Origin of the sequence: Streptomyces sp. NBC_00727 (assembly GCF_045161745.1) — a bacterium.
Lineage (GTDB): Bacteria > Actinomycetota > Actinomycetes > Streptomycetales > Streptomycetaceae > Streptomyces.
On the sequence record NZ_CP108981.1, the window covers coordinates 1,326,459 to 1,346,082 of the forward strand.

Annotated in this window: 21 protein-coding genes and 1 riboswitch; of the genes, 10 read left to right on the top strand and 11 right to left on the bottom strand. The window is 73.5% G+C overall.

Features of this window, described 5'->3' with window-relative positions; all coding sequences use genetic code 11:
* Positions 1 to 105 precede the first annotated feature (105 nt).
* The 5 genes from OG242_RS05835 (at position 106) to OG242_RS05855 (ending at position 4,963) form a co-directional block, all read left to right on the top strand.
* Complete coding sequence (locus OG242_RS05835; protein ID WP_405897118.1) at positions 106 to 1,113, top strand: DEDDh family exonuclease; 1,008 nt, start codon at positions 106 to 108, stop codon at positions 1,111 to 1,113.
* Positions 1,114 to 1,176: 63 nt separating this feature from the next.
* Positions 1,177 to 1,410 (top strand): hypothetical protein, encoded by a 234-nt coding sequence (locus OG242_RS05840; RefSeq protein ID WP_026171732.1) that lies wholly within the window; start codon positions 1,177 to 1,179, stop codon positions 1,408 to 1,410.
* A gap of 72 nt (positions 1,411 to 1,482) precedes the next feature.
* Positions 1,483 to 2,292: an SURF1 family protein gene (locus tag OG242_RS05845; protein WP_405897119.1), complete on the top strand. Its 810-nt coding sequence runs from the start codon at positions 1,483 to 1,485 to the stop codon at positions 2,290 to 2,292.
* 81 nt (positions 2,293 to 2,373) lie between these two features.
* Complete coding sequence (locus OG242_RS05850) at positions 2,374 to 4,203, top strand: glycoside hydrolase family 15 protein (protein WP_405897120.1); 1,830 nt, start codon at positions 2,374 to 2,376, stop codon at positions 4,201 to 4,203.
* Positions 4,204 to 4,207: 4 nt separating this feature from the next.
* Complete coding sequence (locus OG242_RS05855; RefSeq protein ID WP_405897121.1) at positions 4,208 to 4,963, top strand: SDR family oxidoreductase; 756 nt, start codon at positions 4,208 to 4,210, stop codon at positions 4,961 to 4,963.
* A gap of 53 nt (positions 4,964 to 5,016) precedes the next feature.
* Here the strand turns inward: OG242_RS05855 and amaP are convergent, their stop codons facing one another.
* Genes amaP through OG242_RS05880 form a run of 5 tightly spaced genes read right to left on the bottom strand, consistent with a single transcriptional unit; the run spans position 5,017 to position 7,352 of the window.
* Positions 5,017 to 5,604, bottom strand: coding sequence for an alkaline shock response membrane anchor protein AmaP (gene amaP, locus OG242_RS05860; protein ID WP_405897122.1), 588 nt, complete (start codon positions 5,602 to 5,604; stop codon positions 5,017 to 5,019).
* Positions 5,601 to 6,290: a DUF6286 domain-containing protein gene (locus OG242_RS05865; protein WP_405897123.1), complete on the bottom strand. Its 690-nt coding sequence runs from the start codon at positions 6,288 to 6,290 to the stop codon at positions 5,601 to 5,603. Before OG242_RS05865 ends, amaP begins: the two co-directional genes overlap by 4 nt.
* Positions 6,287 to 6,640, bottom strand: coding sequence for an Asp23/Gls24 family envelope stress response protein (locus tag OG242_RS05870; RefSeq protein WP_405901517.1), 354 nt, complete (start codon positions 6,638 to 6,640; stop codon positions 6,287 to 6,289). The genes OG242_RS05865 and OG242_RS05870 overlap by 4 nt, the downstream gene beginning before the upstream one ends.
* A gap of 5 nt (positions 6,641 to 6,645) precedes the next feature.
* Positions 6,646 to 6,837, bottom strand: a complete 192-nt coding sequence (locus tag OG242_RS05875) for a hypothetical protein (protein ID WP_405897124.1) — start codon at positions 6,835 to 6,837, stop codon at positions 6,646 to 6,648.
* 32 nt (positions 6,838 to 6,869) lie between these two features.
* Positions 6,870 to 7,352, bottom strand: a complete 483-nt coding sequence (locus OG242_RS05880) for an Asp23/Gls24 family envelope stress response protein (RefSeq protein ID WP_405897125.1) — start codon at positions 7,350 to 7,352, stop codon at positions 6,870 to 6,872.
* A 93-nt stretch (positions 7,353 to 7,445) separates the two neighbouring features.
* Between OG242_RS05880 and OG242_RS05885 the strand changes: the two genes are divergently transcribed.
* Entirely contained in the window at positions 7,446 to 8,156 is a 711-nt protein-coding gene (locus OG242_RS05885) for a hypothetical protein (RefSeq protein WP_405897126.1), read from the top strand.
* A gap of 38 nt (positions 8,157 to 8,194) precedes the next feature.
* On the opposite strand, the gene OG242_RS05890 is transcribed toward OG242_RS05885, so the two are convergent.
* The 6 genes from OG242_RS05890 to OG242_RS05915 all read right to left on the bottom strand — a co-directional run bounded on the left by OG242_RS05890 (position 8,195) and on the right by OG242_RS05915 (position 14,845).
* The gene (locus OG242_RS05890; protein ID WP_405897127.1) at positions 8,195 to 8,986 is read right to left on the bottom strand and encodes an enoyl-CoA hydratase/isomerase family protein; all 792 of its coding nucleotides are present in this window, start codon (positions 8,984 to 8,986) and stop codon (positions 8,195 to 8,197) included.
* A 127-nt stretch (positions 8,987 to 9,113) separates the two neighbouring features.
* Positions 9,114 to 9,335 (bottom strand): helix-turn-helix domain-containing protein, encoded by a 222-nt coding sequence (locus OG242_RS05895; RefSeq protein WP_018518904.1) that lies wholly within the window; start codon positions 9,333 to 9,335, stop codon positions 9,114 to 9,116.
* A 320-nt stretch (positions 9,336 to 9,655) separates the two neighbouring features.
* Positions 9,656 to 11,254 carry an ABC-F family ATP-binding cassette domain-containing protein gene (locus OG242_RS05900; protein WP_018518903.1) on the bottom strand — a complete coding sequence of 533 codons (1,599 nt, stop codon included), beginning with the start codon at positions 11,252 to 11,254 and terminating at the stop codon, positions 9,656 to 9,658.
* Between the two features lie 220 nt (positions 11,255 to 11,474).
* Positions 11,475 to 12,782: a hypothetical protein gene (locus OG242_RS05905; RefSeq protein ID WP_405901518.1), complete on the bottom strand. Its 1,308-nt coding sequence runs from the start codon at positions 12,780 to 12,782 to the stop codon at positions 11,475 to 11,477.
* A gap of 185 nt (positions 12,783 to 12,967) precedes the next feature.
* Positions 12,968 to 14,095, bottom strand: a complete 1,128-nt coding sequence (locus OG242_RS05910) for an alpha/beta hydrolase (protein ID WP_405897128.1) — start codon at positions 14,093 to 14,095, stop codon at positions 12,968 to 12,970.
* Positions 14,096 to 14,188: 93 nt separating this feature from the next.
* Positions 14,189 to 14,845 carry a class II aldolase/adducin family protein gene (locus tag OG242_RS05915; protein WP_405897129.1) on the bottom strand — a complete coding sequence of 219 codons (657 nt, stop codon included), beginning with the start codon at positions 14,843 to 14,845 and terminating at the stop codon, positions 14,189 to 14,191.
* A gap of 132 nt (positions 14,846 to 14,977) precedes the next feature.
* Here OG242_RS05915 and OG242_RS05920 point away from each other — a divergent pair, with 132 nt between their 5' ends.
* The 4 genes from OG242_RS05920 (at position 14,978) to OG242_RS05935 (ending at position 19,453) form a co-directional block, all read left to right on the top strand.
* Positions 14,978 to 16,249 (top strand): anion permease, encoded by a 1,272-nt coding sequence (locus OG242_RS05920; protein ID WP_405897130.1) that lies wholly within the window; start codon positions 14,978 to 14,980, stop codon positions 16,247 to 16,249.
* Positions 16,250 to 16,282: 33 nt separating this feature from the next.
* Positions 16,283 to 16,516, top strand: a complete 234-nt coding sequence (locus tag OG242_RS05925) for a hypothetical protein (RefSeq protein WP_132902368.1) — start codon at positions 16,283 to 16,285, stop codon at positions 16,514 to 16,516.
* 144 nt (positions 16,517 to 16,660) lie between these two features.
* Positions 16,661 to 16,794, top strand: a riboswitch (cobalamin riboswitch).
* Positions 16,795 to 16,916: 122 nt separating this feature from the next.
* The gene (locus tag OG242_RS05930) at positions 16,917 to 17,915 is read left to right on the top strand and encodes a cobalamin biosynthesis protein (RefSeq protein ID WP_405897131.1); all 999 of its coding nucleotides are present in this window, start codon (positions 16,917 to 16,919) and stop codon (positions 17,913 to 17,915) included.
* Positions 17,912 to 19,453, top strand: a complete 1,542-nt coding sequence (locus OG242_RS05935; protein WP_405897132.1) for a cobyric acid synthase — start codon at positions 17,912 to 17,914, stop codon at positions 19,451 to 19,453. The genes OG242_RS05930 and OG242_RS05935 overlap by 4 nt, the downstream gene beginning before the upstream one ends.
* Positions 19,454 to 19,624: the final 171 nt, after the last annotated feature.

Genomic DNA, 19,624 nt, shown 5'->3' on the forward strand with positions numbered 1-19,624 from the left:
GGTCTCACCTCGCGCCGCCCCCGGGCACGCACCTGCGGGGTGACGGTCCGCCAAGGGCCGGGGCGCCACCGAATAGGGGACTGTCCGACACGGCCCGTATTCTCTGTGACCATGCTCGACGACCCGCAGACCGCAGCACCGTGGCCGGCCGCCTACCCGCAGGGGTACGCGGTCGTCGACGTGGAGACCACCGGGCTCGCCCGGGACGACCGGATAGTGTCCGCGGCCGTCTACCGGCTGGACGCGCGGGGCAACGTCGAGGACCACTGGTACACGCTGGTCAATCCGGAGCGCGATCCCGGCCCGGTGTGGATCCACGGGCTGACGAGCGACGTGCTGGAGGGGGCCCCGCTCTTCCCGGAGGTCGCCGCCGAGCTGTCCGAGCGGCTCGCGGACCGGGTGCTCGTCGCGCACAACGCCGCGTTCGACTGGTCGATGCTGGCCCGGGAGTACGCGCGCGCTTCGGTCACCGCCCCGGTCCGGCAGCGGCTGTGCACCATCGCGCTCGCCAAGGAGCTCCGGCTGCCGCTGGCCAACCACAAGCTGGCGTCGCTGGCGGAGCACTTCGGCGTGGTCCAGCAGCGCGCGCACCACGCGCTGGACGACGCCCGGGTGCTGGCCGAGGCGTTCCGCCCGAGCCTGCACGCGGCGGCGCGGGGCGGGGTGCGGCTGCCGCTCCTGGAGTGCCTGCCGCTGACCGAGTGGTCGCACTCGCCGATGACCCCGCGGACCGGCTCCTCGTCCTCGTACGGGGGACAGGGCACCTGGCGCGCCTCGCGCAGGCGTCCGGCGTGCCCGTATCCGAACCCGGGGCGGTACGACAAGGACAAACCGCTCATGCAGGGCATGCGGGTGGCGTTCTCCGGGGACACCTCGGTCGACCGTGAACTGCTGGAGGACCGGGCGGTGGAGGCGGGGTTGCACGTGGCGACCAGCGTCTCCCGGCTGACCAGTCTGCTCGTCACCAACGACCCGGACTCGGCGACGTCGAAGACGGTGAAGGCGAAGGCGTACGGCACCCCGGTCCTGGACGAGAGCGCCTTCACGCATCTTCTGCGGGACGTCGCGCCGGCCGTCGCGAAGGTGCCGGCGCCGACGCCGTCATCGGAGTGAACCGGGGGCGACTCGCCGCCCGCCGGCCACCCGCCGCCGCCCTCGCGTCCCACCCTGTGGCGCATGGCACGTTGTGAGGTCTGCGGAAACGACTACGGGATGTCCTTCGAGGTGCACGCGCAGGGCGCGGTGCACGTCTTCGACTGCTTCGCCTGCGCCATCCACCGCATGGCGCCCATCTGCGAGCACTGCCGGGTGCAGGTCATCGGCCAGGGGGTCGAGGTCGACGGGCACTGGTTCTGCGGCGGGCACTGCGCCCGCGCGGAGGGGAAGGTGGGCATCGTCGACAGAGTCTGAGGACACGGGACGGCCACCCCTTCGGCCACCCCGGTGCGCGGTGCACCCCGCGAGCGGTTGTACCGTCGTGGGGTGTACCGCTTCCTGATGACCCGGCAGTGGCTGATCCTCGCCCTCCTCTCGCTCGTCCTCATCCCCACGATGATCGAGCTGGGTTTCTGGCAGCTGCACCGGCACGAGCACAAGGTCGCGCAGAACGCCCTGATCTCGCGCAACCTCAAGGCGGACCCGGTCCCGGTGTCCCGGCTCACCTCCCCCGGCCACACCGTTCCGCGCGCCGACTACTGGCGCACGGTGACGGCGACCGGGACGTTCGACGAGAAGCACGAGGTCGTCGTGCGCCGCAGGACCGCCAACGACGGCTCCATCGGCGTCCATGTACTGATCCCGTTCGACCTCAAGGGCGGCGGCACGGTCATGATCAACCGCGGCTGGGTCCCGTCCGCCGCGGACCAGCACGCCTTCCCCGACGTACCGGCCGCACCCAGGGGCGAGGTGACCGTCACCGGACGGCTCAAGGCCGACGAGACGACCGGCGCGAGCGGCATCAAGGACATCTCGGACCTTCCGGACCGTCAGGTGATGCTGATCAACGGCGCCCAGCAGGCCCGGCTGCTCGGCCGTCCGGTGCTCGGCGGCTACATCGAGCTGACCGGTCCGGCGCCGAAGAACGGCTCGCCGGAGGTGATAGAGGCCCCCGACGACAGCTCCATCGGCCCGCACATGGCGTACGCCGTGCAGTGGTGGCTGTTCGCCGCCGGTGTGCCGGTGGGCTTCGTGGTCCTGGCCCGGCGCGAGAAGCGCGACCGGGTGGCGGCGGCGGAAGCGGCGGCCGCCGCCGAGCAGGACGCGGCCCCGGAGCCCGAGCCCGCGCAGGCCTGACACCGCTCCGCGACGGTGACGCGCACCTCTCCTGGCAGGCTGCCTGCTTAACGGGCGCCCGGTTCGGGAAGACGCCAGAACGTGACCCCACGCATCGAGGACTACGCCCTCATCGGCGATCTCCAGACCGCGGCCCTGGTCGGCAAAAACGGTTCTGTCGACTGGTTGTGCCTGCCCCGCTTCGACTCGGGCGCCTGCTTCGCCGCCCTGCTCGGCGACGAGGACAACGGCCACTGGCGGATCGCGCCCAAGGGCGCGGACGCCTGCACCCGGCGGTCGTACGCGGGCGAGTCCCTCGTCCTGGAGACGTACTGGGAGACGCGCACCGGCACGGTCAAGGTCATCGACTTCATGCCGCAGCGCGACAAGGAACCCGATGTGATGCGGATCGTCGAGGGCGTCAGCGGCACCGTCGACATGACCTCGGTGATCCGCCTGCGCTTCGACTTCGGGTCCATCGTGCCGTGGATGCGCCGCTCCGACGGCCACCGCGTCGCGGTCGCCGGCCCCGACTCCGCCTGGCTGCGCAGCGAACCGCCGGTCAAGACGTGGGGCCAGCAGTTCTCCACCTGTTCCTCCTTCAGCGTCTCCGAGGGCGAGAAGGTGGCCTTCGTGCTGACCTGGCACCCCTCGCACTCGCCGCGCCCCAAGCGCGTCGCCCCCTACGAGGCGCTGGAGAACACCCTGTCCGACTGGGCCGAGTGGTCCGCGCGCTGCAAGTACGAGGGGCCGTACCGGGACGCGGTGGTCCGCTCGCTGATCACCCTCAAGGCGCTCACCTTCGGCCCGACCGGCGGCATCGTCGCGGCTCCCACCACCTCGCTGCCCGAGGAGATCGGCGGCGTACGGAACTGGGACTACCGCTTCTGCTGGCTGCGGGACTCCACCCTCACCCTCGGCGCGCTGATCTCGGCCGGCTATCTGGAGGAGGCCGCCGCCTGGCGGGACTGGCTGCTGCGCGCGGTCGCCGGCGACCCGGCCGACCTCCAGATCATGTACGGCCTCGCCGGCGAGCGCAGACTCCCCGAGTCCGAGCTGCCCTGGCTGCGCGGCTACGAGAACTCCGCCCCGGTCCGCATCGGCAACGCCGCGGTGCGCCAGCGCCAGCTGGACGTCTACGGGGAGGTCATCGACTCGCTCCGGCTGGCCCGGGACGCCGGTCTGGACGACAAGCCGCACGCCTGGAGCCTCCAGCTCAGCCTGCTCGGGTTCCTGGAGTCGACCTGGCGGGAGCCCGACGAGGGCCTCTGGGAGATCCGCGGGCAGCGGCGCCACTTCGTGCACTCCAAGGTGATGGCCTGGGTCGCGGCCGACCGGGCGGTGCGCAGCCTGGAGGAGGATCCCACGCTGGCCGGGGACGCCGACCGCTGGCGGGCCATGCGGGACGCCGTGCACCGGGAGGTGTGCGAGAAGGGCTACGACCCGGTGCGCAACACCTTCACCCAGTCGTACGGCTCCCGGGAGCTGGACGCGGCGACGCTCCTGGTCATCAGGACCGGCTTCCTGCCGCCGGACGACCCGCGGGTGATCGGCACGGTGGACGCCGTGCGCCAGGAGCTGGGCAGCGGCGGCGGTCTGGTGCGCCGCTACAGCACCGACGGCCCTTCGATCGACGGGCTGCCGGGCGGCGAGGGCGCGTTCCTGGCCTGCTCGTTCTGGCTGGCCGACGCGTTGCGGCTGACCGGGCGCACCGAGGAGGCCACCGAGCTGTTCGAACAGCTGCTGGACCTGCGCAACGACGTGGGCCTGCTGGCCGAGGAGTACGACACCGTGGCGCAGCGCCAGCTCGGGAACTTCCCGCAGGCCTTCAGCCACATCGGCCTGGTCGGCACCGCGGTGGCGCTGGCCGAGGCGCAGCCCGCCGAAGCGCGGGCCGCCGAGGACGGCGCCGGGGGCGGCACGGCAGGATAGGACCATGGATCTTGGACTGAAGGACCGTGTGTACATCGTCACCGGAGCGACGCGCGGGCTCGGCTACGCCACCGCGCGCGCCCTGGTGGCCGACGGCGCGAAGGTGATCATCACCGGCCGGGACGAGAAGCGCGCCCAGGAGGCCGCCGCCGAACTGGGCCCGGACGCCGTGGGGCTCGCCGCCGACAACGCCGACCCGGCGTCGGCCGAACAGCTGGTGGAGGCCGCCCGGGAGGGGCTCGGCCGGCTCGACGGCATCCTGATCAGCGTCGGCGGCCCGCCGCCCGGCGGCATCGCGGACAACACCGACGAGCAGTGGCGGGCGGGCTTCGAGTCGGTCTTCCTGGGTGCCGTACGGCTGGCCAGGGCGGCCGCCGCGGCGCTCGGCGAGGGCGGGGTCATCGGCTTCGTGCTCTCCGGCTCCGTCCACGAGCCGATTCCCGGGCTGACCATCTCCAACGGGCTGCGCCCCGGCCTGGCCGGCGTCGCCAAGTCGATGGCCGACGAGCTCGGCCCGCGCGGCATCCGGGTGGTGGGTCTGCTGCCGGCCCGGATCGACACGGACCGGGTGCGGGAGCTGGACGCGCTCTCCGGCGACGCGGAGGCCTCGCGTACCGCCAATGAGGCGAACATCCCGCTGCGCCGCTACGGCACCCCGGAGGAGTTCGGCCGGACGGCCGCGTTCCTGCTGTCCCCCGCCGCCTCGTATCTGACGGGCATCATGGTGCCGGTCGACGGCGGCCACCGGCACGGCTTCTGAGCCGCACGCGGTGATACGGCGGTGGCGCGGGGCCCGCGCCACCGCCCCGCCCGTCAGCTCACCCGCGCGGCCCGGTGCTTGACGGCCTTCAGCCGGACCTCGGCGGGCAGCCGGTCCAGCCCCGCGGAGTCCCGGGCGTGCGCCAGCGCCTCGTCGCTCAGCCGGCCCAGCGCCTCGTCCGGCGCGGCGTGCGGCTCCATCAGCATGCGGACCCGGGCGGCCGGGGTGGAGCGCTTGCCGGTCAGGGTGACCTGGGCGCGGGCCACCCCGTCCAGGGCGCCCGCCTCCCCGGCGAGCACGTCCTCCAGGGCCCGGCCGCGCAGCAGGGCGCCCTCGCCGTCGCCGCTGTCCACCAGCACCTCGGAGAGGCGGGCGCGGCGGAACTGCGCCAGCAGCCACCACAGGGCGAGGACCACGAGGACGGCGAGGACCGCGATCACGACCGGCCACCACCAGCCTTCGCCGCGCCAGCGGTCACGGTCCGCCTCGCTCAGCAGCACGTCGTTCTTGCCGTACCAGGGCCACCAGGACGGGACGGACAGACCGGTCGCGGCGGCCAGGACGCCGCCGCCGACACAGATCAGCACCAGCCCGGCCAGGCCCAGCAGTACCCGGTTGACGGTCCTGAGCACGCCGTTCACCCCTTCTTCGCCGGCCGGCGGACATGGACCGACAGGCTCGGCTGCCTGGCGAGTCCCAGTTCTCGGATGCCCGTGGAGAGCGCGGTGTCCAGGTCGGCCCGCACGTCGTCGAGTTCCCGGAAGTGCGCCACGGCACGCACCCCTACTCTGCTCCGGCCCATCCGGACCCGGACGGACTGCACGCCGGACACCTCGACGGCCCGGTCCCGCAGCACCATGGCGGCGGCCGTCCGGTCGAGCGCGGCGCGCACATCGGTGTGTGCGCGCCGCATCGGGAGCAGGTCCCGGAGGCCGGGGGTGAGCGCGAGGAGCAGCAGCCAGAGGCCGAGGGCGGCGGCGATCGAGGCGCCGGTGAGCACCCAGACGTCGTCGAGCCGGCGCGTCGCGAGTTCGTCCGCGAGGGTGCGGCGCCACTGCATGGCCGGGTGTCCGGCGCGGACCGCGGCCACGTCGTAGAGGAGCAGGCCGCTCGCCCCGAGGACCACCGCGGCGACGATGCCGGCAGGGACGCGCCGGGCGGACCAGAAGCGGCCCGCACGGCCTTCGGACCGCTCCTTGTCGGGCGCGGGGTCGTACGCCGCGGACGAGGCGGACTGGTCGAGGGCGAGGACGCCGCCGCCGTTCTCCACCGGCCCGGCGTCGGACGGTCGCCGGGTGCCGTCGTCCGGGTCGTGGGGCTCGGTCATCGGATCCTCCCCTGTGCCGCGAGACTCGTTCCTGAGGGATGCAGGCGTTCGACCTGTACGGCCACTTCGGGCACCTCCATCCCCGCCAACGCCTTTACCCGCTCGGCGACCCGCCGACGCACGGCACCGCACTGGTGGCCGATGTCACCGGGATATCCCAGCTCCAGACTCACCCGTACGCGGGCGGTGTCGCGGTGCACGGTGACCGTGGCACGCGGTGACGCCGCCTCCTTCGGGGTGGTATCGACCGCCTCTTTGGCCGCCTGCGCGGCGATCTTCGCGACCACCCGGTCGGCGATCCGCGTCTCTCCCCGCTCCCCGGCCGTGACCGGGCCGCTCGCCCCCGACAACGCCGTCACCGCCGTCGGTCGCCGCGCTCGCGACTCCGGAAGAAGTCGCCGGGTTCCAGGTCGCCGTCGAGGAAGCGGCCGGCGACGAAGCCGACCGCCCCGAGGGCGGCCACCAGCACAAAGGCACCGAACCCGCCGAAGTACCCGGCGAATGCGAGCGCCATCCCGGCCAACAGGCCGACCACAGCCATGCTCATCGTCTGCTCCTCAACCGCTGTGAACGCCGGAACTACTGGACCCGCGACTCGGAATCGTCGTCGTCATCGTCCTCGTCGGGCAGCTTCACGTCGCTCACGGCGATGTTGACCTCGACTACTTCGAGGCCCGTCATGCGCTCGACGGCCGCCACCACGTTCTCCCGTACATCGCGGGCGACATCGGCGATCGACACGCCGTAGTCGACGACGATCTCCAGGTCCAGCGCGGTCTGGGTCTCGCCGACCTCGGCCTTGACCCCGCGGGTGACGGACTTGGAGCCGCCGGGGACCCGGTCGCGGACCGCGCCGAACGTCCGGGACAGGCCGCTGCCCATCGCGTGCACCCCGACGACGTCGCGTGCCGCCATTCCGGCGATCTTCTCGACGACTCCGTCCGCGATCGTCGTACGGCCGCGGGTGCCGGGGTCGCCTCCGCCGCGCTTGGTCAGGCTGCTGCCGCCCGAGGCGTTGTTGTCGGAGTTCTCGGGCCGGTTCCGCTGTGGGGTCTCGGTCATCGCCGTTCTTCCCTTCGGGGCAGGTTTGACTTCTTTGCCCACATTAAGGGCGCTTGCCCCGACTCGCGCCGTGGATACGGCAGTCTGGTGGCCATGACGACGGCTGACGGCCCGCACAGGGCCCACGCGTGGACGGCGGCGGTACGGCAACGGCTCTCGCTGGGCCGGCTGCTCCCTCTGGGCGGCCCGGCGGACGGCGCCTGGATCGCCGAGCGCGCCGCGGTCGCGGTGTTGCGCCGGGCGGTGGCGGGCCCGGAGCCCGGGCCGGTGCTCGGTGAGCTGCGCATCGCCGTGGCCGACCCGGGGTCGGCTCCCGCCGCCCAGGTGCCCCCGCCCGCGAGCGCGCTGCCGCCGGGCCCCCTACGGATCGAGGCGACGATGACTGCGACGGCCGACCGGCCCCTGCCCGCAGCAGCCGAGGCGTTGCGCGAGGCCCTTCTGTCGGCCGCCGCGCGGCGGCTCGGCCTGGTGGTCGCCGAGGTGGACCTGCGGGTGACGGGACTGGTGGACGACTCGTCCGAACAGGTGGAACCGGAGCCGGTGGAGGTGCGCCCGGCGCCCGCGGAGAACGCGGCGGGGCGTGCGGCTGCCGGGGTGACCGGGGTGGCCGCGCTGACCGGGGTGCTGGGCCCGGCGGTGCGGACCGACGCGGACCACGTGCAGGTCGAGCTGGCGACGGAGAGCGGTCACCGCGCGCTCGACGTGGCGCTCGCCGTACGGCAGGCGGTGGCGGAGGCGTCCGAGGGCCGGCCGTCGGTCGCGGTACTGATCACGGCGGTGTCGGGAGAGACCGCGGCGGGCTGACCGGAGGCGTGCGGCGCCCCCGGCCGGCCCGTCCGGGGTCAGTCGAGGGCGCCCGCCAGGTCGCGGAGCCGGCGGCCCTGCGCGGCCCGTTCGGCGGCGCGCTGCTCCTCGTACGTGCGCGAGACGGCGCCACCCAGCAGGGCCTTGGTCTCGATGACGGCGTCGCGCGGCGCGGCCAGCAGGGCGCCGGCCAGGTCGCGGGCGGCGCCTTCGAGCTCGGCGGCGGGCACGACGAGGTTGGCCAGGCCGGTGCGCCCGGCCTCCTCGGCGTGGACGTAGCGGCCGGTGGCGCAGATCTCCAGGGCGCGGGCGTACCCCACGAGGTGCACCAGGGGGTGCGTGCCGGTGAGGTCGGGCACCAGACCGAGGCTGGTCTCGCGCATGGCGAACTGGACGTCCTCGGCGACGATGCGCAGGTCGCAGGCGAGGGCGAGCTGGAAGCCCGCGCCGATGGCGTGCCCCTGGACGGCCGCGATCGACACGATGTCGTTGCGGCGCCACCAGGTGAACGCCTCCTGGTACTCGGCGATCAGCGCGTCGAGGCCGGCCTCCGGGCCGCGCCCCATGTCGAGGAAGGACGGCTCGCCGTCGAACCCCTCGGGGGTGAAGGCCTGGCGGTCGAGTCCGGCGGAGAACGACACGCCTTCGGCGCGCAGCACGACGACCCGCACACTGCCGGGCAGGGCCCGTCCGGCCTCGGTCAACGCCCGCCACAGAGCGGGAGACTGGGCGTTGCGCTTGGCCGGGTTGGTGAGGGTCACCGTGGCAACCGCGTCGTCGACGGTGAGTCGTACGCCGTCCTTGTCGAGCACGGAGTCGAGCGAGGTCATACGGAGCCTCCGGATCGGGTGCAGTCAGCACATGAAGCTAAGTGACTGAACAGTAACCACCGGATCGATCGTACGATCGACCGGGTGGCCGCACCCGGAACCGGGGGCCCCGGCCCGCTGCCGGCCGTCAGGCCGTCGCGGCCTTCTTGCCTCGTGTGGCGCCGCCGCGTCCGCGGAGCGTCACTCCGGACTCGCTGAGCATCCGGTGGACGAATCCGTAGGAGCGGCCCGTTTCCTCGGCCAGCGCCCGGATGCTCGCACCGGAGTCGTACTTCTTCTTCAGGTCTGCCGCGAGCTTGTCGCGCGCGGCGCCGGTCACCCGGCTGCCCTTCTTCAGAGTCTCGGCCACCCGTGCCTCCTCATGGGAAGTGCGCTCTGGACTCTCATGATCACCCCTCGGGCGCTTCCTGGCCACCCATTCGGCAAGGTCTCTGCGACCGGATTCGCGCCCCGGGAGTGCGCCGGTGCGACCGGAATGCCTCATTCCAGCAGCTCGTACGGGGTGGCGGGCAGGCGCCCCGGAAGGAACGTCCAGGTCAGAGCCCACAAGGGAACGGTGACCGAAATGGGTGCGCCCGGCAGCTATCTGCCGGGCGCCGCGCCGGGGTACGAGACGTACTCACGCAGATGATGGATCTCGGGTAGGCCGAATGATCCAGTCCTGGGGGATCAGGCCAGCGCGACCAGGTCCCGGTAGTCCGCGCCCCACAGGTCCTCGATGCCGTCCGGGAGCAGGATGATCCGCTCCGGCTGCAGGGCCTCGACCGCGCCCTCGTCGTGCGTGACGAGGACGACCGCGCCCTTGTACGTGCGCAGCGCGCCGAGGATCTCCTCGCGGCTGGCCGGGTCGAGGTTGTTGGTGGGCTCGTCGAGCAGGAGCACGTTGGCGGAGGAGACGACCAGCGTCGCGAGGGCGAGGCGGGTCTTCTCGCCGCCGGAGAGCACCCCGGCGGGCTTGTCCACGTCGTCCCCGGAGAACAGGAACGAGCCGAGCGTCTTGCGGACCGCGACGAGGTCCAGGTCGGGCGCGGCGGAGCGCATGTTCTCCAGGACCGTGCGGTCGGGGTCCAGGGTCTCGTGTTCCTGGGCGTAGTAGCCCAGCTTGAGGCCGTGACCCTCGACTACCTGGCCCGTGTCGGGCTGCTCGGCGCCGCCGAGGAGCCGCAGCAGCGTCGTCTTGCCTGCGCCGTTGAGGCCGAGGATGACGACGCGGGAGCCCTTGTCGATCGCGAGGTCGACGTCGGTGAAGATCTCCAGCGAGCCGTAGGACTTGGACAGCCCCTCCGCCATCAGGGGCGTCTTGCCGCACGGCGAGGGGTCCGGGAAGCGCAGCTTGGCGACCTTGTCGGCGACCCGGGTCTCGTCGAGGCCGGACAGCAGCCGGTCGGCGCGCTTGGCCATGTTCTGCGCGGCGACGGTCTTGGTGGCCTTGGCGCGCATCTTGTCGGCCTGGGCGTTGAGGGCCGCGGCCTTCTTCTCGGCGTTCTGGCGCTCGCGCTTGCGGCGCTTCTCGTCGGCCTCGCGCTGCTGCTGGTAAAGCTTCCAGCCCATGTTGTAGACGTCGATCTGGGAGCGGTTGGCGTCGAGGTAGAAGACCTTGTTGACGACCGTCTCGACGAGCTCGACGTCGTGGGAGATCACGACGAAGCCGCCGCGGTAGGTCTTCAGGTAGTCGCGCAGCCAGACGATGGAGTCGGCGTCGAGGTGGTTGGTGGGCTCGTCGAGGAGCAGCGTGTCGGCGTCCGAGAAGAGGATCCGGGCCAGCTCGACGCGGCGGCGCTGACCGCCGGAGAGGGTGTGCAGCGGCTGGCCGAGGACCCGGTCGGGCAGGCTGAGCGCGGCGGCGATGGTGGCGGCCTCGGCCTCGGCGGCGTACCCGCCCTTGGTGAGGAACTCCGTCTCCAGGCGCTCGTACTTCTTCATCGCCTTCTCGCGGGTGGCGCCCTTGCCGTTCGCCATCCGGTCCTCGTTCTCCCGCATCTTGCGCAGGATCTCGTCGAGGCCGCGGGCGGACAGCACCCGGTCCCTGGCCAGGACGTCGAGGTCGCCGGTGCGCGGGTCCTGCGGGAGGTAGCCCACCTCGCCGGAGCGGGTGATGGTGCCGGCGGCGGGGGTGCCCTCGCCCGCGAGGCACTTGGTGAGGGTGGTCTTGCCCGCTCCGTTGCGGCCGACGAGGCCGATGCGGTCGCCCTTGGCGATGCGGAAGCTGGCGGATTCGATGAGCAGACGGGCGCCGGCGCGCAGCTCGATGCCGGAGGCGGTGATCACGGGGAGGTACTCCAGGGCGGAATGGACGGCGGAGGAACGGCAGGCGGTGACGACTCGACGCCGTTACTCACGCACACGCACACGGAGGACTGCCATGGAGACCAGTCTACTGGCGGTGTCCAACGACTTTTCCGCGTGCTCCACGTCACCCCGGACCGGGGCGCTGCCCCGGACCCCGCTCCTCAAGCGCCGGAGGGGCTGGATCTCGCGGCGCCCCCGGTCACGAGCCGCCCGTGTGGACCTGGAACGCCGCCTTGCGGACCGCCTTGGCCAGGGCCGGGTCCGGGTGGGCCGCGGCGAGCGCGACCAGGACCTGGACCGTGCGGGGGTGGCCGACGGCCCGGACCTCGTCCAACAGCGCCGGGACCGTGCCCTGGACGGCCGAGTCGAGGTGGCGGACCAGGAGCCCCGTCTCGCCGTGGTCCGCGACGGCCGCCGCCGTGTCGACCCAGAGCCAGGTGGCCTCCTCACGGCTGAGGACCTCCTGGGCGTCCTCGGGGTCCTTCCCGTCGTACTCCGCGAGCCAGAGCAGCGCGTACGGGCGCAGCGGCGGGTCGGTGACGACGGCCCGGACCTCGGGCTCCGCGGGGGCGCCGACGACGCGCAGGGCCTCGAAGGCGAGGCCGCGCAGCAGGGCGTCCTCGCCCCGGGCGACGTCGAGCAGTTCGGCGACGGCGCTGCCGACGGGGCGGGCGGCCAGCCAGGCGCGGTATTCGGCGCGGGCGGGGCCGGGGGTGAGGCGGGCGCAGCCGAGGAGCATGTCGGCGGCGGCCTGCTCGATGTTGCCGGCCGGGCTCTGGGCGGCGACGCAGATCTGTTCCAGCTTGACCCAGACCGCCCAGTTGCCGAGGGGCGTCAGGGTGGCCTGGCCGGCGCCGAGGGTGAGCGCGCCGACGGCGGCCAGGCCCTCCAGGGCCCAGTCCAGCAGGAGCGCGACGAGCTCCGGGGCGTGGGCGGGCGCGGGTTCGACGGGGGCGGGCAGCGGCTCGGGGCCGTACGGCACCTCGCAGCGCTCCTCGTGGAGTTCCGCGACGCGCTGGCCGAGGAGGTCGAGCAGGGCGGGCACGGTGACGGGGCCCGCCGAGAGCTGGAGCAGCGAGAGGACCTGGGGCACGGCCTCGACGGCCTCGGCGACGGCGGTGGACTCGAAGCCCCGGGGCGCGGGGTGGGCGAGCGACCAGGCGTCGAAGAGGGCCACCCAGCCGCGGAGCACCGCGGAGTCGTCCCGGTCCCAGGCCCGCAGCCGCCACCCGGGCCGCGCGGTGTCGCCGTGCAGCTCGACCAGACCGGCGAGGCGGGCCCGGTCCCAGCCGGAGCGCACCTGCGCCGGGGAGAGCTCCAGCGCGGCGGCGGCGTGTTCGAGGGCCCGGGCGGCCAGGGGCGGGGTTCCGGGTGTCGCCCCGTCGGCCGCCCAGCGGGCGATCCGGACGGCGTCGGCGAGCACCTTCCTGGCCTGGCGGGCCAGTTCCGCCCGGGGCGGGGTGCCCTCCGGGGGTCGCGGCGCGGGCCTGGTGCGCCGGGTGGTCACTGCCTTGCGAGCGGTGGTGAGGGGTCGCGGGCGGACAAGTCGCAGCCTGGAGTCGCGCGGGGTACGGGACGTCACGGGGAGCAGTCTTGCCCCTGACGGCCCGAAAGCCCAAACGGAACCCCGGTCACCGGTGTTCGCGGGCTTCCGCACCGGTGGGGACCAATCGGCCGAACCGGCGCATCACCTCACATCAGGGGCGTGAGGAAGCGGCGCAGGGTCTCCTCGACGCGGGCCGGGTCGGCGTTCCACATCGCCGCATGCGGAGCCCGGTCCACGGTGTGCAGGGAGACCGTGTCGGGGCGGGTCGCGGCGAGCCGGCGGGAGTGCACCCAGGGCGCCAGGGTGTCGTCGGGGCCGTGGAAGATCAGCGTCGGGACGTGCAGGCTCGCCGGCAGCGAGGTCTCCAGGAGCCCCGTACCGTGCAGTCCGGTCTGGCCCTGGGCGGCGCGCACGGCCAGCGGCAGCAGCGCGGCGGGGACCCCGCGGGCGGCGGCCAGGCCGCGCAGGGTGTCGGTCCAGTCCAGCACCGGGGAGTCGAGGACGAGGCCGGAGATCCGGTCGCGGAACGCGGAGCCGACGCAGGCGTGCAGGGCCATGGAGGCACCGGTGGACCAGCCGTACAGGATGACCTGCTCGGCGCCGTTGCGGACGGCGAAGCGGAGGGCGGCGTCCAGGTCGCGCCACTCGGACTCGCCGAGGTGGCCGAGCCCGTCCGGGGAGCGGGGTGCGCCGGGGTCGCCGCGGTAGGCGAGGTCGAGCACGGGCAGCTGCTGGCCGTGCAGGAAGCCGAGGAGGTTCAGCGGGTGCTCACGGGTGGCGCCGATGCCGTGGACGGCGATGACCCAGGTGTGGCGGGGTGCCGGGACGAGCCAGGCGGGCAGGGTGCCGAGTTCGCCGGGGATCTCCACCTCGCGGAAGGCGAGGCCGAGCGCGCTGCCGGGGTCGCCGCTGAACACCTGGGGCGTCATGCGGACCTTGTCGCCGGGGGCCAGGATGCCGTGGTCGACGCGCTCAAGGCGGCGCACGACGGTGTCGGCGGCCTGGTGGGCCTTGTCGAGCACGGGGCCGACGACGGCGTGGAGGCCCTTGCCGGTGAGCCCGTAGGTGCCGGGGCGCAACGAGGTCAGGGACCGGGTCAGGGTGATCTGCCCGGCGGCCGTGGCGTGGACGGTGAGTTCGCGGTCGGCGGGGAGCGGGCGACCGGGCGGCGTCTTCAGCGCGACGTCGCCGGCGAACCGGCCGGCCGCGACGGCTGCCGCACCGGCGCCGATGAGTGTGGTGACGGCCGCTGCCGTCGCTGTAACCGGGCGCACGCCATCAGTGTCGTGGTTGGGGCGGCGCGATGCCAGTGGGCAGGGCCGTCCGGTGGCGTCCTGCCGGTCCGGCCCTGATCGGCAAGACGCCGCCTAAGCCTGCCCGTACCCCTTCAGGGCCTCCCCCACAGCGCCGAGCTGGTCCTCCGACAGCAGGGCCGGGGTGCGGCCGGGGACGGAGCTCGCGGTGAGCCAGACCCGGCAGAGCCATTCGAGCTGGGCGGTGCGGTCGTACGCCTCGTCGAGGGTGGCGCCGCAGGTGACGGTGCCGTGGTTGGCGAGGAGGCAGCCTGTGCGGTCGCGGAGGGCGGCGAGCATGTTCCCGGCCAGTTCGGGGGTGCCGTACCTGGCGTAGGGGGCGACCCGGACGGTGCCTCCGAGCATCGCGGCGGCGTAGTGGACCGGCGGGACCTCGGTGACGAGCGTGGAGACGGCGGTGGCGTGGACCGCGTGGGTGTGCACGACGGCCCTCGCCCCGGTGTTCCGGTAGATGGCCAGGTGAAGGGGGAGTTCGCTGGTGGGGGCCAGTGTTCCGAGGATCTGGTTGCCTTCCGGATCGACGCCGGTCAGGTCCTCGGGGCGGAGCCGTTCGTACGGCACTCCGCTGGGCGTGACGAGCACCGTGTCACCGATGCGCAGCGAGACGTTCCCGGAGGTTCCGACGACCAGTCCCTCGGCCGCCGTCCGGCGGGCCGTGGCGACGACCGCCTGCCATCCCCGGGCGATCGCCTCGTGCTGTCCGTCACTCATAGGAAGATCCTTTCCGGGCCCCGCCCGGCCACCGCCGCCGGGGTCACCGCAACGCCCTGCTCAGTTCATCTTCCGTTCACTCAAGTTGCCTACGTTCCACGTGCCAATGACGTCGAACGATTGCCTGGGTAAATGGAACACATCACGCTGCTGCTCGCGATAGTGATCGTGACAGCTCTAGTGTTCGATTTCACGAACGGTTTCCACGACACCGCCAACGCGATGGCCACGACCATCTCGACCGGCGCCCTCAAACCCAAGACGGCGGTCGCGATGTCCGCCGTTCTCAATCTGGTCGGCGCGTTCCTGTCCGTGGAGGTCGCCAAGACCATCTCCGGCGGGATCGTCAATGAGGACGGCCTCAGAACCGAGGTCATCTTCGCGGCGCTCGTCGGCGCCATCCTGTGGAATCTTCTGACCTGGCTGGTCGGGCTCCCGTCCAGCTCCTCCCACGCACTGTTCGGCGGCCTCATCGGCGCCGCGGTGATGTCCGCCGGCTGGTCGTCGGTCAACGGCGGCACCGTCGTCACCAAGGTGCTGCTGCCCGCCGTCGCCGCCCCGATCGTGGCCGGCGTGGCCGCGCTCCTGGCCACCCGGCTCACGTACCGGATCGGCGGGAAGACCCGGAACGACGCCCAGGAGAAGGCGACCGCCAAGGGTTACCGGGCGGGGCAGATCGCCTCGGCCGGGCTCGTCTCGCTCGCCCACGGCACCAACGACGCGCAGAAGACGATGGGCATCATCACGCTCGCCCTGGTCACCGGCGGCGTCCTCTCCCCCGGCTCCAACCCGCCGGTCTGGGTCATCGTCAGCGCCGGTCTCGCCATCGCGCTCGGCACCTACCTGGGCGGCTGGCGCATCATCCGCACCATGGGCAGCGGCCTGACCGAGCTGAAGCCCCCGCAGGGCTTCGCCGCCCAGACCAGCGCGGCCACCGTCATCCTGGCCTCCTCGCACCTCGGCTTCTCCCTCTCCACCACGCAGTCCTGCTCCGGGGCCGTGATGGGCGCGGGCCTCGGCCGCAAGGGCGGGGTGGTCCGCTGGTCCACCGCCACGCGGATGTTCGTCGCCTGGGGCCTGACCCTGCCGGCCGCCGGTCTGGTCGGGGCGGGTGCGGAGTTCCTGACCAAGCAGGGCACCTGGGGCGTCGTGGTCGTCGCGGCACTGCTGATCGCCGGCTCGGGGGCGATCTGGGTGCTCTCGCGCCGCAAGCCCGTCGGTCACGGCGATGTCACCCCCGGCTCCGGGGACGCGGCCCCGGCCGAGCCCGCGGGTGTCGTCACCCAGGCCATCGCGGCCGTGAGCCCGCCGCCCACCGTGGCCCAGGCGCACGACCTCTCCGCCACCATCCCGGCGCCCGCCGGACCCGTCGCCGCCGATCCGGCCCGACCCGCCACGGTCTGAGAGACCCCGGTACTCCGGTAAAGGACACCCCGTATGAACATCGACTGGGCAGCTCTGGGCACCGTCTTCGGCGTCTCCCTCGTCACCACCGTCGCCCTGGTGGGCCTCTTCACCCTCGGCATCGTCGGCCTCTCCAAGCAGCCGGAACCGGCCGCGCAGGGCGGTCCGGCGGGCGGTTCGGTCCTGCTGGCCCGCGCCGGGGCGTACGTCTGCTTCGGGCTGTGCGCGGCGGCGGTCGCGTACGGCATCTATCTGATCGTCGCCTGACGCACCACCTCACCACCGGGCCGGACGCACCTCGTGCGCGTCCGGCCCGATGTGCGTCCGCCCACACCGCACCGTCGCAGGTCACGGCGAGTTGACGGGCGTTCGCGGGGCGTGGTGGACTGCCGGAGCCATTACGGCGACAGCAGAGGAAGCCGGTGCGAATCCGGCGCGGTCCCGCCACTGTCACCGGGGAGCGGTCCTCCACCACCGCACGTCACGGCCCGCGCGAGCGGGCTGGAAGACCGGGGGAATCCGCCGATCCGGAAGCCAGGAGACTCTCGTCGCCGTCACGTCGAACCAGGGCGCGGACCCTGAGTGAGGACATATCGCCATGCCCGGCTGCCGTGCGACCTACTCCCCACCGCTCCTGTCGGCGGACACCGGTACGGCCGGCTGAACCGTGCGTGCCGATCGCATCTACGCGTACGGTGCCGCCGCCGGTCTGATCGGCGATCTGCTGCTCGGTGACCCCCGCAGGGGGCACCCGGTCGCCGCCTTCGGGCGGGCCGCGGCGTGCGTCGAACACCGGCTCTGGCGCGACCACCGCGGCTGGGGCGCCCTGCACACCCTGGTCTGCGCGGGAGGCGCCGCCGGGAGCACCGCGCTGGCCGCCCGCGCCCTGCGCCGCCGCCCCGCCGCGTCCGTCGCCCTGACCGCCGCCGCCACCTGGTCCGTCGTCGGCGGTACGTCGCTGGGGCGCGAGGCCCGCGCCATCGGCGGGGCGCTCACCGCGGGGGACATCGAGCTGGCCCGGGAGCGGCTGCCGCACCTGTGCGGGCGCGACCCGCAGGCGCTGGACGGGCCCGGGATCGCACGCGCCGTCGTCGAGTCCGTCGCCGAGAACACCTCGGACGCCGTGGTCGGCGCCCTCGTCTGGGGCGCCCTCGCCGGTGTCCCCGGGCTCGTCGGCTTCCGCGCCGCCAACACGCTCGACGCGATGGTCGGCCACAAGTCGCCCCGCTACCGGCGGTACGGCTGGGCCTCGGCCCGGCTCGACGACCTCGCGGGCTGGCCGGGCGCCCGCCTCACCGCCCTGCTCGCCGTGACCGCCGGCGGCCGGCCCCGGGAGGCGGTACAGGCCTGGCGGGCGGACGCCGCGAAGCACCCGAGCCCCAACGCGGGCCCGGTGGAGGCCGCGTTCGCCGGGGCGCTCGGCGTACGGCTGGGCGGGACCCTCGCCTACGGCGGCCGTGTCGAACACCGGCCCGTGCTCAACGGGGAGGCCGGGCGTGCGGTGGAGACCGGGGACATCGAGCGTGCCGTGCGCCTGTCGCGCCGGGTGGGTGTGCTCGCCCTCGGCGTCACCGTGGCGGCCCGGCTGGGCGCGGGAGCGGTGGCGCGCCGGCTCGCGGGAGCGGGGCGCGGCCGGGGTCACCTTTCTGGACGGAGAGCGATATGAGCGGCGGACTGCTGGTCGCCGGGACCACCTCGGACGCGGGCAAGAGCGTCGTCACCGCGGGCATCTGCCGCTGGCTGGTACGCCGGGGGGTGAAGGTCGCACCGTTCAAGGCGCAGAACATGTCGCTGAACTCCTTCGTCACCCGCGAGGGCGCCGAGATCGGCCGCGCCCAGGCGATGCAGGCCCAGGCAGCCCGTGTCGAGCCGACCGCCCTGATGAACCCGGTGCTGCTCAAGCCCGGCGGCGACCGCTCCAGCCAGGTCGTCCTGATGGGGCGGCCGGTCGGCGAGATGAGCGCTCGCGGCTACCACGGCGGGCGGCAGGAACAGCTGCTGTCCACCGTCACGGGCTGCCTGGAGCAGCTGCGGAGCACGTACGACGCGGTGATCTGCGAGGGCGCGGGCTCGCCCGCAGAGATCAACCTGCGGCGCACGGACATCGTGAACATGGGCATCGCCCGCGCGGCGCGCTTCCCGGTCGTGGTCGTCGGGGACATCGACCGGGGCGGGGTCTTCGCCTCGTTCTTCGGCACGACGGCGCTGCTCGCGCCCGAGGACCAGGAGCTGATCGCGGGGTACCTGGTCAACAAGTTCCGGGGCGACGTCTCGCTGCTGGAGCCGGGCCTCGACATGCTGCGCGACCTGACGGGCCGCCCCACCTACGGGGTGCTGCCGTTCGCGCACGGGCTCGGCATCGACGAGGAGGACGGCCTCAGGGTGTCGCTGCGCGGCACCGTACGGGAGTCGACGGTCGCCCCGCCGCACGGCGAGGACGTCCTGCGCGTCGCCGTGTGCGCGATCCCGCTGATGTCCAACTTCACCGACGTGGACGCGCTCGCCGCCGAACCGGGCGTCGTCGTCCGCTTCGTGGACCGGCCCGAGGAGCTGGCCGACGCGGACCTCGTCATCGTGCCCGGCACCCGGGGCACCGTGAAGGCGCTCGGCTGGCTGCGCGAACGCGGGCTCGCCGACGCGCTGCGACGGCGCGCCGCCGAGGGCCGGCCGGTGCTCGGCATCTGCGGCGGCTACCAGATCCTGGGCGAGCACATCGAGGACGAGGTCGAGTCGCGCGCCGGGCAGGTCGACGCGCTCGGTCTGCTGCCCGTGCGCGTGCGCTTCGACCGCGAGAAGACCCTCGCCCGGCCGGCCGGCGAGGCGCTCGGTGCGCCCGTCGAGGGGTACGAGATCCACCACGGCGTCGCCGATGTGCGCGGCGGTGAGCCGTTCCTGACGGACGGGCGGGGCACGCCGCTGGACGGCTGCCGCTCGGGGGCCGTGTGGGGCACGCACTGGCACGGTTCGCTGGAGAGCGACGCGTTCCGCCGCCGGTTCCTGACGGAGATCGCCCGGACCGCGGGCCGCCGCTTCGTGCCCGCCCCCGACACCTGTTTCGCCGCGCTGCGCGAGGAGCAGCTCGACCGCCTCGGCGACCTGATCGAGGAGCACGCGGACACCGGCGCGCTGTGGCGGCTCATCGAGTCGGGCGCGCCGTCCGGGCTGCCGTTCATCCCGCCGGGAGCGCCCGCGGTGCCCGCATGAACCTTCAGCAAGCGAGGCTCCGGACGTTTCCTGGCGATCCCCGCTCGGGCGGGGAGCAAAACAGCAGTTCCACCAGGTGGTCGTGCAGGAGCGGAACATCCCCGCGCGAACGAGGAGCAGACGTCAATTCTGCGGGTCCGAGGAAGCCACACCTCTCCACTTCGGTTCTCA

What these genes read in the sequence shown, in the direction of transcription:
- OG242_RS05915 (WP_405897129.1), bottom strand. Translation starts at nt 14,845, where the DNA reads ATGAGTGACGGACAGCACGAGGCGATCGCCCGGGGATGGCAGGCGGTC.
- OG242_RS05890 (WP_405897127.1), bottom strand. Translation starts at nt 8,986, where the DNA reads ATGACCTCGCTCGACTCCGTGCTCGACAAGGACGGCGTACGACTCACC.
- OG242_RS05840 (WP_026171732.1), top strand. Translation starts at nt 1,177, where the DNA reads ATGGCACGTTGTGAGGTCTGCGGAAACGACTACGGGATGTCCTTCGAG.
- OG242_RS05855 (WP_405897121.1), top strand. Translation starts at nt 4,208, where the DNA reads ATGGATCTTGGACTGAAGGACCGTGTGTACATCGTCACCGGAGCGACG.
- OG242_RS05875 (WP_405897124.1), bottom strand. Translation starts at nt 6,837, where the DNA reads ATGAGCATGGCTGTGGTCGGCCTGTTGGCCGGGATGGCGCTCGCATTC.
- OG242_RS05920 (WP_405897130.1), top strand. Translation starts at nt 14,978, where the DNA reads ATGGAACACATCACGCTGCTGCTCGCGATAGTGATCGTGACAGCTCTA.
- OG242_RS05925 (WP_132902368.1), top strand. Translation starts at nt 16,283, where the DNA reads ATGAACATCGACTGGGCAGCTCTGGGCACCGTCTTCGGCGTCTCCCTC.
- OG242_RS05935 (WP_405897132.1), top strand. Translation starts at nt 17,912, where the DNA reads ATGAGCGGCGGACTGCTGGTCGCCGGGACCACCTCGGACGCGGGCAAG.
- OG242_RS05885 (WP_405897126.1), top strand. Translation starts at nt 7,446, where the DNA reads ATGACGACGGCTGACGGCCCGCACAGGGCCCACGCGTGGACGGCGGCG.
- OG242_RS05865 (WP_405897123.1), bottom strand. Translation starts at nt 6,290, where the DNA reads ATGACCGAGCCCCACGACCCGGACGACGGCACCCGGCGACCGTCCGAC.
- OG242_RS05880 (WP_405897125.1), bottom strand. Translation starts at nt 7,352, where the DNA reads ATGACCGAGACCCCACAGCGGAACCGGCCCGAGAACTCCGACAACAAC.